This is a genomic window from Pseudarthrobacter sp. BIM B-2242 (genome assembly GCF_014764445.1).
Taxonomy (GTDB): domain Bacteria; phylum Actinomycetota; class Actinomycetes; order Actinomycetales; family Micrococcaceae; genus Arthrobacter; species Arthrobacter luteus_A.
In genome coordinates, this window is record NZ_CP061721.1 from 3,026,347 (window position 1) to 3,041,752 (window position 15,406).

Sequence of the window (15,406 nt, forward strand, 5' to 3'; positions counted from 1 at the left end):
CACTGTGAGCCCAATCCACGGTGTGGATCGGGCCGTAAGTGACCCCGCGTTGCCTTAGGCGTTAGCGGAAATCGTTGCCAAGATCGTAGTCATCCAGCGGAATGGCGTGGAACTCAGGAGCTCCGTCGCCGCCCAGGGAATCGTACGAGAAGTCACTGAATGCGCTGGGGCCGGTGAACAGGTTGGCCTTTGCTTCTTCAGTGGGCTCCACGGTGACCTCGGTGTAGCGCGGGAGACCCGTGCCGGCCGGGATCAGCTTACCGATGATGACGTTCTCCTTGAGGCCGAGCAGCGGATCGCTCTTGCCTTCCATGGCCGCCTGCGTCAGGACGCGGGTGGTCTCCTGGAAGGAAGCTGCGGACAGCCAGGACTCGGTGGCGAGGGACGCCTTGGTGATGCCCATGAGCTCAGGACGTCCGGATGCCGGAGTCTTGCCCTCGGACACAACGCGGCGGTTGGCATCCTCGAAGCGGCTGCGCTCGGCGAGCTCGCCGGGCAGCAGATCCGATTCGCCGGACTCGATGACCGTGACACGGCGCAGCATCTGGCGGACGATAACCTCGACGTGCTTGTCGTGGATACCGATGCCCTGGCTGCGGTACACGCCCTGGACCTCGTCCACCAGGAACTTCTGCGCGGCACGGGGACCCATGATGCGCAGAACCTGCTTGGGATCAACCGGGCCGTTGATGAGCTTCTGGCCTACCGTGACGTGATCGCCATCCTCAATGAGGAGACGTGAACGGCGCAGTACCGGGTACGCGATCTCTTCAGATCCGTCATCCGGGGTGATGACCAGGCGCATCTGGCGCTCGGACTCTTCGATGGCGATGCGGCCGGCTGCTTCAGCAATCGGTGCGACACCCTTCGGAGTACGGGCTTCAAAGAGCTCCTGGATACGGGGCAGACCCTGGGTGATGTCGTCGCCGCCGCTGGCGGACACTGCACCACCGGTGTGGAACGTACGCATGGTCAGCTGGGTACCGGGCTCACCGATGGACTGTGCCGCGATGATGCCCACGGCCTCACCGATGTCCACGGTCTTGCCGGTGGCCAGCGAGCGGCCGTAGCACAGGGCGCAGGTGCCAACGCTGGACTCACAGGTGAGTACAGAGCGGACCTTGACCTCGGTGATGCCGGCTGCGAACAGCTCAGCGATGACGACGTCGCCGCAGTCAGTGCCGCCGGCTGCAAGGACATTGCCATTGGAGTCCACAACATCAACAGCGAGCGTACGGGCGTAGGCACTGTTCTCGACGTTCTCGTCCAGGACCAGTTCGCCGTTGGCGTCCGGCACGGCAATGGGCGTGACCAGGCCGCGCTCGGTGCCGCAGTCCTCTTCACGGACAATGACGTCCTGCGAAACGTCCACCAGACGACGGGTCAGGTAACCCGAGTTGGCGGTACGCAGCGCGGTGTCAGCCAGACCCTTACGGGCACCGTGCGTGGCGATGAAGTATTCCAGCACCGACAGGCCCTCACGGTAGGAGGACTTGATGGGACGCGGGATGATTTCACCCTTAGGGTTGGCCACCAGGCCACGGATACCCGCGATCTGACGGACCTGCATCCAGTTACCACGTGCACCGGAGGACACCATGCGGTTGATGGTGTTCATCGGCGACAGGTTGTCGCGCATCGCCTGGGCGATCTCGTTGGTTGCCTTGTTCCAGATCTCGATCAGTTCCTGGCGACGCTCGTCGTCGTCGATCAGGCCCTTGTCGTACTGGCCCTGGATCTTGGCGGCCATGGTTTCGTAGCCGGCAAGAATCTGCGGCTTGTCCTTGGGCACCTCGATGTCCGAGATGGCGACGGTGACGCCGGACCGGGTGGCCCAGTAGAAACCGGCATCCTTCAGGTTGTCCAGCGTTGCCGCCGTGACCACCTTCGGGTAGCGCTCGGCGAGGTCGTTGACGATCGTGGACAGTTCGCCCTTGTCCGCAACGTTCTCAACCCAGGGGTAATCCTCAGGCAGTGTCTGGTTGAAGATGACCTGGCCCAGGGAGGTCTCCACGAGCACCGGCTGGCCGGGCTCCCAACCTTCCGGAGCTTCCCAGCCCGCGTAGGGAACGAAGCCTTCAAGACGGATCTTAACCTGCGAGTTCAGGTGCAGCTCGCGGAGGTCGTAGGCCATGATGGCTTCGGCAACCGAGGAGAAGACGCGGCCTTCGCCAGCTGAACCGACACGCTTGGTGGTCAGGTGGTAGAGGCCGATGATCATATCCTGCGAGGGCAGGGTGACCGGACGTCCGTCCGAGGGCTTCAGGATGTTGTTCGAGGACAGCATCAGGATGCGTGCCTCGGCCTGGGCCTCCGGGCTCAGCGGCAGGTGCACTGCCATCTGGTCGCCGTCGAAGTCAGCGTTGAAGGCGCCACAAACCAGCGGGTGCAGCTGGATTGCCTTACCTTCAACAAGCTGAGGCTCGAAGGCCTGGATGCCGAGGCGGTGCAGGGTAGGTGCACGGTTGAGCAGCACCGGGTGTTCGGTGATGATCTCTTCCAGCACGTCCCAGACCTGCGGACGGTAACGCTCAACCATGCGCTTGGCCGACTTGATGTTCTGTGCGTGGTTGAGGTCAACCAGGCGCTTCATCACGAACGGCTTGAAGAGCTCCAGTGCCATCTGCTTGGGCAGGCCACACTGGTGCAGCTTCAGCTGCGGGCCGACCACGATGACCGAACGGCCGGAGTAGTCAACGCGCTTGCCAAGGAGGTTCTGGCGGAAACGGCCCTGCTTGCCCTTGAGCATGTCGCTCAGGGACTTCAGCGGACGGTTGCCCGGTCCGGTGACCGGACGGCCGCGGCGGCCGTTGTCGAAGAGGCTGTCAACAGCTTCCTGAAGCATGCGCTTCTCGTTGTTGACGATGATCTCCGGCGCGCCGAGGTCAAGCAGGCGCTTGAGGCGGTTGTTGCGGTTGATCACGCGGCGGTAGAGGTCGTTGAGGTCGGAGGTCGCGAAGCGGCCACCGTCCAGCTGGACCATCGGGCGCAGTTCCGGCGGGATCACCGGGACGGCGTCAAGAACCATGCCGAGCGGGCTGTTGTTGGTGGTCAGGAACGCGTTGACCACCTTCAGGCGCTTCAGGGCGCGGGTCTTGCGCTGGCCCTTGCCGTTGGCGATGATGTCGCGCAGCAGGTCAGACTCGGCCTGCATGTCGAAGTTCTCAAGACGCTTCTTGATGGCTTCGGCACCCATGGATCCCTCGAAGTACATGCCGTAGCGGTCGCGCAGTTCGCGGTACAGGCCTTCGTCACCTTCAAGGTCAGCGACCTTGAGGTTCTTGAAGCGGTCCCAGACCTGCTCGAGGCGCTCGATTTCGGCGTCGGCACGCTTACGCACGTTCGCCATCTGGCGGTCGGCGGAGTCGCGGGCCTTCTTCTTGTCGGCAGCCTTGGCGCCTTCACCTTCGAGGCGGGCGATCTCGTTTTCGAGGTCGCGGGCAATCGTGGCGATATCGGAGTCGCGGTTGTCGATCAGCTGCTTCTTCTCGATGTCGTGCTCAACCTGCAGGTTGGGCAGTTCCTCGTGGCGGCTGTCGGCGTCGACGCTCGTGATCATGTAGGCGGCGAAGTAGATGACCTTTTCGAGGTCCTTCGGAGCCAGGTCAAGGAGGTAGCCCAGGCGGGACGGAACACCCTTGAAGTACCAGATGTGCGTGACCGGGGCGGCCAGCTCGATGTGGCCCATGCGCTCACGGCGGACCTTTGCGCGGGTGACTTCGACGCCACACCGCTCGCAGATGATGCCCTTGAAGCGCACGCGCTTGTACTTACCGCAGTAGCATTCCCAGTCGCGGGAAGGGCCGAAGATCTTCTCGCAGAAGAGGCCGTCCTTCTCAGGCTTGAGCGTGCGGTAGTTGATGGTTTCCGGCTTCTTAACCTCGCCGTAAGACCAGCCACGGATGTCATCCGCGGTGGCGAGGCCGATCTGCATGAGGCCGAAGGAGGATTCGCTGGACATATGGTCCCTGTTCTCTCTTGTTCTCTAAATTCTGAAGTCTTGGGTTACGGGAAGAGGGAGCCCCGGAGCAAGGCAGCGCGGCGGGCCGGCTGCCCTGCTCCGGAGGACTCTAGACCTCTTCTACGGAACTGGGCTCTGCACGAGACAGATCAATACCCAGTTCCTCCGCAGCCGTGAAGACTGCGTCATCAGAGTCACGCATTTCAATTGTGGTTCCGTCCGTGGAAAGTACTTCCACGTTCAGGCACAGCGACTGCATTTCCTTGATCAAGACCTTGAAGGACTCAGGCACGCCCGGCTCGGGGATGTTCTCGCCCTTGACGATGGCTTCGTAGACCTTCACGCGACCGTGGATATCATCCGACTTGATCGTGAGGAGCTCCTGGAGCGTGTAGGCGGCGCCATAAGCTTCGAGCGCCCACACTTCCATTTCACCGAAGCGCTGGCCACCGAACTGTGCCTTACCACCCAGCGGCTGCTGCGTGATCATGGAGTACGGGCCGGTGGAGCGGGCGTGGATCTTGTCGTCCACCAGGTGGTGGAGCTTCAGGATGTACATGTAGCCCACGGAGATCGGATCCGGGAACGGCTCGCCGGAGCGGCCGTCGAACAGGCGGGTCTTGCCTGAGGAGTTGATCAGGCGGTCGCCGTCGCGGGTCACGTTGGTGGAGTCCAGCAGACCCGTGATTTCTTCCTCACGGGCGCCGTCGAACACCGGCGTTGCAACAGTGGTCTGGCCACTCTCGCGCGGCAGGTTCGGCAGCTGCTTGACCCACTCGGGCTCGCCTTCGATCTTCCAGCCGGTCTTGGCAACCCAGCCGAGGTGCGTTTCGAGCACCTGGCCCACGTTCATACGGCCCGGAACACCCAGCGGGTTCAGGACGATATCGACCGGGGTACCGTCGGCAAGGAAGGGCATGTCCTCGATCGGGAGGATCTTGGAGATAACACCCTTGTTGCCGTGACGGCCGGCGAGCTTGTCGCCGTCGGTGATCTTACGCTTGGCAGCCACGTAGACGCGGACCAGCTGGTTCACGCCCGGGGGCAGTTCGTCGTCGTTGTCGCGGTCAAAGACGCGGACGCCGATGACGGTGCCGGACTCGCCGTGCGGGACCTTCAGGGAGGTGTCGCGCACTTCGCGGGACTTCTCACCGAAGATGGCGCGCAGCAGGCGCTCTTCCGGGGTCAGTTCGGTTTCACCCTTCGGGGTGACCTTTCCAACCAGGATGTCGCCGGCTTCAACTTCAGCACCGATGTGGATGATGCCGCGCTCGTCCAGGCCTGCCAGGACTTCCTCGGACACGTTGGGGATGTCACGGGTGATTTCCTCGGCACCAAGCTTGGTGTCGCGGGCATCGATCTCGTGCTCCTCGATGTGAATGGAGGAAAGGACGTCCTCGGCAACAATGCGCTGCGAGAGGATGATGGCGTCCTCGAAGTTGTGGCCTTCCCATGACATGAATGCCACGAGCAGGTTCTTACCCAGGGCGAGCTCGCCCTGGTCCGTTGCCGGGCCGTCGGCGATGATGCCGCCAACCTCAAGGCGCTGGCCTTCGTTAACCAGGACGCGGTTGTTGTAGCAGTTGCCCTGGTTGGAGCGCGCGAACTTGTTGATGCGGTAGTTGGTTTCGGTACCGTCGTCGTTGAGCACGATGACCAGTTCAGCGGAAACCTCGGTCACCACACCGGCCTTCTTGGCGATGGTGACGTCACCGGCGTCCACTGCTGCAGCGCGCTCCATGCCGGTGCCCACGAAGGGAGCCTCGGAACGGACCAGCGGCACAGCCTGGCGCTGCATGTTGGCACCCATGAGTGCGCGGTTGGCATCGTCGTGCTCGAGGAACGGGATCAGGGCCGTAGCCACGGACACCATCTGGCGCGGGGAAACGTCCATGAACTCGACCTCGCCGGCGGGAACGAGCACAGGCTCGCCTCCACCACCACGGGCGCGGACCAGGACGGTCTCTTCGGCGAACTTCTTGTTCTCATCCAGCGGGGCGTTCGCCTGGGCGATCAGGACCTCAGCTTCGTCGTCAGCCGTGAGGTACTGGACCTCATCGGAAACAACGCCTTCGGAGACGAGACGGTAAGGAGTCTCGATGAAGCCGAACGGGTTGATGCGGCCGTAGGATGCCAGCGAACCGATCAGACCAATGTTCGGGCCTTCAGGGGTTTCAATGGGGCACATACGTCCGTAGTGGGACGGGTGGACGTCACGGACTTCCATGCCTGCGCGGTCACGGGACAGACCGCCCGGGCCAAGCGCGGACAGACGGCGCTTGTGGGTCAGACCCGAGAGCGGGTTGTTCTGGTCCATGAACTGCGACAGCTGGGACGTTCCGAAGAACTCCTTGATGGCTGCGACAACCGGGCGGATGTTGATCAGGGTCTGAGGCGTGATGGCCTCGACGTCCTGTGTGGTCATACGCTCGCGGACAACGCGCTCCATGCGGGACAGGCCGGTGCGGACCTGGTTCTCGATGAGCTCGCCGACGGCGCGGATGCGGCGGTTGCCGAAGTGGTCGATGTCATCGATCTCGACACGCAGTTCGTGGTCCTGGCCGTCGCGCTTGCCCGTGAGGGTTTTCTCGCCGGCGTGCAGGGCAACCAGGAACTTGATCATGGCTACGATGTCTTCAACGTGCAGGACCGAAGCTTCCTTGTCGCCAAGGGAGCGGTCGATGCCAAGCTTGCGGTTGATCTTGTAGCGGCCAACCTTGGCCAGATCGTAGCGCTTGGAGTTGAAGTACAGGTTGTCCAGGAGTGACTGGGCAGCCTCGACTGTGGGCGGCTCGCCCGGTCGCAGCTTCCGGTAGATGTCCAGCAACGCGTCTTCGCGGGTTTCGGTGGCGTCCTTCTCCAGCGTTGCACGCATGGAGTCGTACTGGCCGAATTCTTCGAGGATCTGGCCTTCGGTCCAGCCGAGGGCCTTCAGCAGAACCGTGACCGACTGCTTGCGCTTACGGTCGAGGCGGACGCCGACCTGATCGCGCTTGTCGATTTCGAGTTCAAACCATGCACCGCGGGACGGGATGATCTTGGCAGTGAAGATGTCCTTGTCACTGGTCTTGTCAGCGGTGCGCTCAAAGTAGGCGCCCGGTGAACGGACCAGCTGGGAGACGACCACACGCTCGGTGCCGTTGACGACGAAGGTGCCCTTCTCGGTCATCAGCGGGAAGTCGCCCATGAACACGGTCTGCTGCTTGATTTCGCCCGTGTTGTTGTTCATGAACTCGGCCTTGACGTACAGCGGAGCCGAGTACGTTGCGTCCCGGTCCTTGCACTCGGCCATGGTGTACTTGGGGTCAGCGAACTCCGGCTCCGAGAAGCTCAGGGACATGGTGCCCTGGAAGTCCTCGATCGGGGAGATCTCTTCGAAGATGTCCGACAGTCCGGACGTGGTGGCGACGCTGAGATCGTTTTCTTCGACAGCCTTCGCTACGCGTGCCTGCCAGCGTTCGTTGCCGACCAGCCAGTCAAAGCTGTCCGTCTGCAGGGCAAGCAGATTCGGAACGTCAAGAGGTTCGTGAATCTTTGCGAATGAGAGCCGGCGAGTGGCACCATCAGTGCTGTCGGCGGTGTTAGCGGTTTCGTTATTAGAGGTGCTCGAGGCGACCAAGAGGGATCCTTCCACAGACCTTCAGGCGTTTTCAGATCTCCCCCGCTGTGCACCCTGCGGAATGACTCCGCAGTGCTACCATCCGGTTCCGCTATATGACCCGGGGCCGGGGCCGACCATACAATGACGTTGTTGACGGCACGTTGATGGTCAGCTGCCAGGCAAAGCCCACCGCTATATGAAGGCTGAAGGTAAACAGGGAAGACGCAAATATCTACGATACGGCAAAACTAATTACGTGTCTACCCCACAACCGCAGGTTTTGCAAGCACTGATTTTTTGGCGCGAACCCGGGCATCAGAGCGTCAGCGTAACGCCCTCCGCGGTGCAGGCTCCGGCGTTCGCAAAGACTGCGTCCCGCACGGCGTCCTTTGACGCCTGCTCCGGTTCTCCCCCGGTATTTACAACGGACGAGTGGTCAATGGCAAGGGAACCCAAGGTAGTGAACAGTGCTTTCAGGTTCCCTGTGTAGTTGTCCTTTACAACCCTGGCTGCCCGGTAAACGTCCTTGTAGGCGTTGCGGTCAGCGGCGGCCGCCCGGTACTCGACGTAGAGCGAGTTAAACAGTTCGCACGCTTCCCTGGTCCCGCTGGTCTGCGGCTCCGCCGAGGCGGAAGAGCGCGACGGCGACGCCTGGGCCGGTGCCGCGGCGGACGTCGCGGGGGTGGTCTCCGAGGTGGCGGGAGCGGACACGCTGCAGGCGGTGAGTCCCACGAGACCGGCCACCGCCGCCGCCGCGCACGCCCACACCATGGGCACAACTCCCCCACCGCCGGCGGGGCAAGGGCCCCGCGCAGGAATGGGCCGGGAGGCCGCAACGTTCTGGTAGTTAGGTGATGATGCTCACGATAGCCTTGGCCTACATCGCAAAAGAATGGAAGAGATAACCATGGGCAATACCCCGGACAACACTGACGTTGTCATCCTTTCAGGCGTTCGGACCCCGCAGGGCCGCCTCAACGGGCAGCTGGCGTCCTTCACCGCCGTCGAACTCGGCGCACACGCGATCAGGGCGGCGCTGGCCGCGAGCGGCGTGGACGCCGGCAAGGTGGATGCGGTCATCATGGGCCAGGTGCTGCAAGCCGGTGCCGGCCAGAACCCCGCGCGGCAAAGTGCAATTGGCGCCGGGATCGGCTGGAACGTTCCCACTGTCACCATCAACAAGGTGTGCCTGTCCGGCCTCACCGCCGTCATCGACGCCGCACGCATGATCCGCAGCGGGGACGCCACCGTGGTGGTGGCCGGCGGCCAGGAATCCATGACCCGGGCGCCCCACTTCCTTCCCGGATCCCGCCAGGGCTGGACCTACGGCTCCATCCAGGCGCTGGACGTTGCGGCGCATGACGGCCTGACCGACGCCTTTGATGGCGAGTCCATGGGGCTGTCCACCGAGACGCGAAACCTGACGCTTGGCATCGACCGCACCTCACAGGACAATGTGGCTGCGCAGTCCCACCAGCGCGCGGCGCTGGCTGCCAAGGACGGAGTCTTCGACAACGAGATCGCCCCCATCAGCATCAAGCAGCGCAAGGGCGATCCTGTGGTTGTTTCCACTGACGAAGGCGTGCGGCCCAACACCTCCATCGAAACCCTGGCCGGGCTGCGGGCCGCGTTCGTCACTGACGGAACCATCACGGCGGGCAACTCCTCGCCCCTGTCCGACGGCGCCTCGGCACTGGTGCTTGCATCACGCCGGTTTGCGGAGGACAACGGCCTAGAATACCTGGCCGTTGTGGGCAGGCCCGGCCAGGTCGCAGGTCCGGACAACTCCCTGCATTCCCAGCCGTCAAACGCCATCATGAACGCCTTGGACCGGGCCGGCTGGACGACGAAGGACCTGGACTTCATCGAAATCAACGAAGCCTTCGGTTCCGTGGCGGTGCAGTCGCTGAAGGACCTTGACTACCCGCTGGAGCAGTGCAACCTCCACGGCGGGGCCATCGCCCTGGGCCACCCGATCGGGGCCTCCGGCGCGAGGCTGGCCCTGCATGCCGCCCACGAACTCAAGCGCCGGGGCCGCGGCAAGGCTGCGGTGTCACTGTGCGGCGGCGGCGGCCAGGGCGAAGCCCTCCTGCTGTACCGCGACTGATGGAGGCAGGACTGATGGTGAGGCGAAACTAATGGTGGAGGAAGCCGGGAACGGAAGCGCCGCCGTCGGACGTGAACGCTTCCTGGCTGATGCCGCCGCGCGCGGCCTTGAGGTGCAGATCGTGCAGCGGATGGCCGCGCGCAGCCTCGAGGAGGCGGCCGGGATCCTGGGCATCACGCCGGCGGACATTGTGAAGTCGCTGGTGGTCAAGCACAAGGACGGGACGTTCCTCTTTGCGCTGATCCCCGGCAACCGGCAGATCTCGTGGCCCAAGCTGCGTGCCCTTGTGGGGGTCAACAAGTTGTCCCTGCCGTCCGCGGACGTTGCTTTGGACGCTACCGGCTACGAACGGGGCACCATCACACCGTTGGGCAGCACCACCCAGTGGCCTGTCTACGCCGACTCCACCATCACAGGCCGCCGGATTTCCATGGGCGCGGGCGAGCACGGCTACAGCGCCTTTGTGGAAGCCGACGCGCTGACATCAGCCCTCGGCGCCGTCGTCGCTGATATCTCGGACCCCACCTAGCAACGCGGGGTCAGATGCTGCCCAATAATGTGCATTTCAAGGGCAATATCTGACCCCGCACTGCGGTTAAACGCAGGAAAACCCCGCCCAACTGGCTGGCAGTGGGGCGGGGTTTTCCGTGAAGCAGCGTGAGTTACTTGAGGGTAACGGTAGCGCCGGCAGCCTCGAGCTGCTCCTTTGCCTTTTCGGCAGCTTCCTTGGTGACGCCTTCGAGAACAGCCTTCGGAGCGCTGTCAACAACGTCCTTAGCTTCCTTCAGACCCAGGGAAGTGATGGCGCGAACTTCCTTGATCACTGCGATCTTCTTTTCGCCAGCTGATTCGAGAACGACGTCGAATTCGGTCTTCTCTTCAGCTTCTTCAGCGGCGCCGCCACCGGCGGGGCCGGCAACAGCAACAGCAGCTGCAGTTACTTCGAAGGTCTCTTCGAAGAGCTTGACGAACTCGGAGAGCTCGATGATGGTCAGTTCCTTGAAAGCTTCAATGAGCTCTTCGTTGGTGAGCTTCGCCATGGTGTGGCGTCCTTCCTATAGGTGGTGCTTGGCGGCCTGGGCCGTTGCCTTCGCACCGGAGTCTGGTGGGTAAAGAGAAACTAGTTCTCTTCGGCAGCGGGTGCTTCGGCGGGAGCCTCTGCAGCTGCTTCGGGGGCTTCTTCAGCTGCAGGAGCTTCTTCAGCGGCGGGAGCCTCGGCAGCTGCCGGTGCACCGTTCTCTTCTTCAAGCTTGAGGCGCAGTGCGTCAATGGTGCGTGCAGCGGCGGCAGCAGGAGCCTTGAGGATGCCTGCAACCTTGGCGAGCTGCAGCTCGCGGGACTCGAGTGCTGCCAGGGCAACAACTTCGCTCGCGTTCAGTGCCTTGCCCTCGAAGTAACCGGTCTTGATAACCAGCTGCTTGTTGGCCTTGGCAAAATCCGTCAGGCTCTTGGCAGCGGCAACTGCGTCACCCTTGATGAACGCGATTGCAGTGGGGCCGGAGAGCTGGTCGTTGAATGCTTCAACGCCGGCTTCCTTGGCTGCAATGGCGGTCAGGGTGTTCTTGACGACCGAGAACTTGGTGTCCTGGCCGAGAGAAACACGCAGCTGCTTGAGCTGTGCAACGGTGAGCCCACGGTATTCGGTCAGGACAGCGGCGTTCGATTCCTTGAAATCGTTAGTGATCTCAGCTACTGCTGAAACCTTTGTAGGCGTTGCCATAACCCTCCTTCCGGGGATAGTGCCGGTATGCGACGGTCCCCGCTCAGGTGAGCTAAAACTAAAAAACGCCCCGCGCAGATGCACGGGGCTTGGCTCAACATGGCTTATGCCGTGGAGCGTTGCTTCGTTCACCTGCGCCGGCCGCCCTATGTTCAGGGTCCTTCGTCCAGAAAAACACTTGGTCTCCCGAGCGCAACTGCAGAGTTGAGCTGAGTTCAGGAGAGTGGATTTCCAACAACCGACGGTCTTTGGTAGTTCAAGCGTACGGGACGCCCTGCCCGTCCGCCAAATTGGCCCTCAGCTCTTGCTGGTTCCAAGGTACGGGAGTTCCTTTTCCCAGATGCCTGTCACACCGGCCGTGGTGAAGCCCAGCTGCTGGTTGACGGTCAGCAGGTACCTGTTTTCCGGCGCGTTCCAGGTGTAGATCACGCGGGCATCGGGGAACTGCTCGGTAAGCCGTTCCATGTTTGCCACTTTGATCAGCAGGCCAAGCTTGTTACCGCGGTGCTCCTGCAGGACCAACGTGTCATCCTGGAAAACCACATCCGGCCGATGGGCAAGCACACTGATGGTGGTCAGGCCAACCAGCGTTCCGGACGCCAGATGCTCGACGGCGGTGACCACCGTCCGCCTCCCCTGCGCAATGGTGACCTCCTCCGCTTCACGGAGGATCCGGCCGTCGAACACCATATCCGGCTCAACCGGAGGTTCCAGGGAAGGGTCGACGACGGCGCCCGCCTGGTTTTCGAGCGTAGCCACCGCTTCCAGCCACTCGTCCGGGCAGCGGTCCGTCCAGTGGTGCAGCCGGTAGCGGCCGTTATTGGCCTCGTCCGCTTCCGCCTGCAGCTCAGCCACCAGCTTCGTATCCAACGGCAGCGCACATGAACTGAACTGCTCGATGTGCTGGAGCGTGTAACCGGATTTACGGGCGAACTCGACTTCCGGGCTTTCCAGCGGCACAAACCCCTGCCCGGAGCCGGGAACCAGCTGCGCCCTCTCGAACTCGTGCAGCGATGCGCCGGGATGGTTGGTGTCCACCAGGATCTGGGTGCGGCCTTCATTGCGGACCAGGTGTTCAGCGGCCAGCAAAAGCTTGCGGCCCACCCCCTGCCGCTGAATTTCGGGCAGGATATCCAGGGTGAACTCGGCCAGGTCCAGGTTGTCCGTCAGCGGAAGGGCGATGTCCACGGTGCCCACGATCTGTCCGCCCACCTTGGCCACGAGGATAATCTGCCGTTCATAAGGGTCCGCGAGTTCGAGGAGCTTTTCCAGCGGCGTATAGGCGAGGTCATCGCTGCCCCACGTCTGCATCCTGACCTTGCGGCCCACTTCCACCGCGGCCAGGAAGTCCGCCGCGTCCGGCGCGTCGAGGGAGTCCGGAATCCACAGCTGCTCGATCCGCACGTCTTTAGCCCTCAGGGGCATCATCCCAGCCGTTTCTGCCATTCACCCTCATAACCAGCAGGCTTGAAACCAAGCGTTATATTGATCGCCAGCATATGCTCGTTTTCCACAGCATTCCACGTCAGGACCGAGCGCGCCGCCGGCCAGCGGTCCTGGGCGGCCCGCAGGTTCGCAGCTTTGATCAACAGGCCCAGTTTCCTTCCCCGGTGCTCCGCGGACACCAGGGTGTCCTGCTGCGTGATGCTGGCAGGAACGCCTGCCCGCCAGTTCAGGACCGTGTAGGCAACGAGCTCGCCGGATTCTTTATGCATGGCAGCTGCGACTTGGATCTGCACCCCGCCCCGGCTGTTCGACCGCTCCTCATACCGCACCCTGTCCGGGTCCCAGTCTTCGGCCTCCCAGCCGAGCCCGGCCGTGGGCACATCGGTGCTCATCCGGTTTCTGAGGACCGCGTATTGGGCCACGAGTTCGTCCGGGCACACGTCTCCCCAAGTTTTCAGCACGTAGCCGTCCGCCCGCAGGGAAGCCACTGCTGTGAGTTCTTCCAGGCGCTCCGGCGGGACCGGAAGCGCGAGGCGGCTGGCCCGCTCCACCTGCTCCAGGTCATAGCCTCCTGCGACGGCAAAGGCGATGGTGGGGTCATCAAGCGGGAGTCCGCCTGCCCCGGATTTGGCCGGCAGAAGCCGTTCTGCCATGTCCACTGCTTCCGCCGGCAGCTCACAGTAGCCATCCAGCGACGTCCTGCCCCTGGCGACGGCCACGGCTTCCGCATACTCCAGCAGCCGGCGTCCCCGGCCCCGCCGCCGGAAGCCGGGCGCCACCAGAACGTTGATTCCGGCGGTGGCAGTGTTTTCCCGAAGGGGCAGCGACACCGAGCACGTGCCCACCGCCTCCCGGCCCTGCCTCGCGATGAAGACCTGCCGCTCCTCGTAGTCGCTGCCGCGCCAATACTCCATGTCCTCCAGGAGGGTAGGGCACCGGTCCAGGTTGCCCCACTTCTCCAGATGGTGCGCTTCGAGCAGCGCGTGGCAGTCGTTGAAGTCCGTGGCAGCGCCCGGACCTGGGCCGCTGACTTGGGTGCCGCCGTCGGGCGATGGCGGGATCGCGACTCGGGTGATGGCCAGCGGGGTCATCACCCCAGCCTAGCCATCCGGGCGGCTTAGCCGAAGGAAAATTAAGCAAAAAGGGACCGCCCGGCGTGGTGCCGGACGGTCCCTTTGGTGCCGGACAAGCCCGGCTGGAGTCGCTGTGAGGATTAGACCTCGGTCAGGACCTTGGTGACGTTGGGGTCAACGGAGATGCCCGGACCGAACGTGGTGGCCACGGTGGCCTTCTGGATGTAGCGGCCCTTGGAAGCGGACGGCTTCAGGCGAAGGACCTCTTCCAGTGCTGCTGCGTAGTTCTCGGCCAGCTTGATGGCGTCGAAGGAAACCTTGCCGATGATGAAGTGCAGGTTCGAGTGCTTGTCGACGCGGAAGTCGATCTTGCCGCCCTTGATGTCGTTAACAGCCTTTGCCACGTCAGCGGTCACGGTGCCGGTCTTCGGGTTCGGCATCAGGTTACGCGGACCCAGGACCTTACCGAGGCGGCCAACCTTGCCCATGAGGTCAGGGGTGGCGACGGCGGCGTCGAAGTCGGTCCAGCCGGCTGCGATCTTCTCGATCAGGTCATCGGAACCAACGAAGTCGGCGCCGGCAGCGATTGCTGCCTCAGCCTTGTCGCCGGTAGCGAAGACGAGGACGCGGGAAACCTTACCGGTGCCGTGGGGCAGGTTGACGGTGCCGCGGACCATCTGGTCAGCCTTGCGAGGGTCAACGCCCAGGCGGAAGGCAACCTCAACGGTGGCGTCGAACTTGGACGGGTTGGTGTCCTTGGCGAGCGTTACTGCCTCGAACGGCGCGTAGAACTTCTCCGCGTCGATCTTGGCGGCTGCTGCCTCATATGCTTTGCTGCGCTTTGCCATGCTGCTTATTTCTCCTTGTGCAGTTGTGGTCTGCGGACCGCGCTGGGCCCTGCCACAGTCGGATGATCGGGGCTTGTTGTCCGTGCCCCGGTGTCCAACATTTCAGTTTCGGTGGTGCCGGTTTCCCGGCGGTGCCGCCCGTCGTCGTGATCGGTTTCCCGGAAAAGACATTGGGCAGCGAGGGAATTAACCCTCGACGGTGATACCCATGGAGCGGGCGGTGCCGGCGATGATCTTCGCTGCGCCTTCGAGGCTGGTGGCGTTGAGGTCTTCCATCTTGGTGGTGGCGATCTCGTTGACCTGTGCCTGCGTCAGCTTGGCAACCTTGACGGTGTGCGGGGTGGGTGAACCCTTGGCAACGCCTGCAGCCTTTTTGATGAGCTCTGCAGCCGGCGGGGTCTTGGTGATGAACGTGAACGAACGGTCCTCGTAGACCGTGATTTCCACGGGGATAACGTTGCCGCGCTGGGCTTCTGTGGCAGCGTTGTACGCCTTGCAGAATTCCATGATGTTGACACCGTGCTGGCCAAGCGCAGGACCGATCGGCGGGGCCGGGTTAGCGGCGCCTGCCTGGATCTGCAGCTTGATGAGGCCGGTGACCTTCTTCTTGGGAGCCAATGTAGGGTCCTTCTCTCAATATCTTCCTGGGA

The 15,406-nt window shown here is 63.0% G+C and carries 11 protein-coding genes; 2 read left to right on the forward strand and 9 right to left on the reverse strand.

Features of this window, described 5'->3' with window-relative positions:
- Positions 1 to 61 precede the first annotated feature (61 nt).
- From IDT60_RS13910 to IDT60_RS13920, 3 genes are all read right to left on the reverse strand, one after another.
- Complete coding sequence (locus tag IDT60_RS13910) at positions 62 to 3,961, reverse strand: DNA-directed RNA polymerase subunit beta' (protein ID WP_191079474.1); 3,900 nt, start codon at positions 3,959 to 3,961, stop codon at positions 62 to 64.
- Between the two features lie 109 nt (positions 3,962 to 4,070).
- Positions 4,071 to 7,580: a DNA-directed RNA polymerase subunit beta gene (gene rpoB / locus IDT60_RS13915; protein ID WP_164205879.1), complete on the reverse strand. Its 3,510-nt coding sequence runs from the start codon at positions 7,578 to 7,580 to the stop codon at positions 4,071 to 4,073.
- Between the two features lie 297 nt (positions 7,581 to 7,877).
- Positions 7,878 to 8,333, reverse strand: a complete 456-nt coding sequence (locus IDT60_RS13920) for a hypothetical protein (RefSeq protein WP_191079475.1) — start codon at positions 8,331 to 8,333, stop codon at positions 7,878 to 7,880.
- Between the two features lie 136 nt (positions 8,334 to 8,469).
- Between IDT60_RS13920 and IDT60_RS13925 the strand changes: the two genes are divergently transcribed.
- On the forward strand, positions 8,470 to 9,669 hold the full coding sequence (locus tag IDT60_RS13925) for an acetyl-CoA C-acetyltransferase (RefSeq protein ID WP_191079476.1): 1,200 nt from the start codon (positions 8,470 to 8,472) through the stop codon (positions 9,667 to 9,669).
- Positions 9,670 to 9,700: 31 nt separating this feature from the next.
- Positions 9,701 to 10,198: an aminoacyl-tRNA deacylase gene (locus IDT60_RS13930; protein WP_191079477.1), complete on the forward strand. Its 498-nt coding sequence runs from the start codon at positions 9,701 to 9,703 to the stop codon at positions 10,196 to 10,198.
- Positions 10,199 to 10,331: 133 nt separating this feature from the next.
- Here IDT60_RS13930 and rplL read toward each other — a convergent pair whose 3' ends face one another.
- The 6 genes from rplL to rplK form a co-directional block, all read right to left on the reverse strand.
- Positions 10,332 to 10,709 (reverse strand): 50S ribosomal protein L7/L12, encoded by a 378-nt coding sequence (gene rplL, locus IDT60_RS13935; RefSeq protein ID WP_164205871.1) that lies wholly within the window; start codon positions 10,707 to 10,709, stop codon positions 10,332 to 10,334.
- Positions 10,710 to 10,789: 80 nt separating this feature from the next.
- Complete coding sequence (gene rplJ / locus IDT60_RS13940) at positions 10,790 to 11,389, reverse strand: 50S ribosomal protein L10 (RefSeq protein ID WP_191079478.1); 600 nt, start codon at positions 11,387 to 11,389, stop codon at positions 10,790 to 10,792.
- Between the two features lie 297 nt (positions 11,390 to 11,686).
- Positions 11,687 to 12,835, reverse strand: a complete 1,149-nt coding sequence (locus IDT60_RS13945; protein ID WP_191079479.1) for a GNAT family N-acetyltransferase — start codon at positions 12,833 to 12,835, stop codon at positions 11,687 to 11,689.
- Complete coding sequence (locus IDT60_RS13950; protein WP_191079480.1) at positions 12,814 to 13,926, reverse strand: GNAT family N-acetyltransferase; 1,113 nt, start codon at positions 13,924 to 13,926, stop codon at positions 12,814 to 12,816. The genes IDT60_RS13945 and IDT60_RS13950 overlap by 22 nt, the downstream gene beginning before the upstream one ends.
- Positions 13,927 to 14,048: 122 nt before the next feature.
- Positions 14,049 to 14,756, reverse strand: coding sequence for a 50S ribosomal protein L1 (rplA, locus tag IDT60_RS13955; RefSeq protein ID WP_066293317.1), 708 nt, complete (start codon positions 14,754 to 14,756; stop codon positions 14,049 to 14,051).
- A 186-nt stretch (positions 14,757 to 14,942) separates the two neighbouring features.
- Positions 14,943 to 15,374 (reverse strand): 50S ribosomal protein L11, encoded by a 432-nt coding sequence (gene rplK, locus IDT60_RS13960; protein WP_024365990.1) that lies wholly within the window; start codon positions 15,372 to 15,374, stop codon positions 14,943 to 14,945.
- Positions 15,375 to 15,406: the final 32 nt, after the last annotated feature.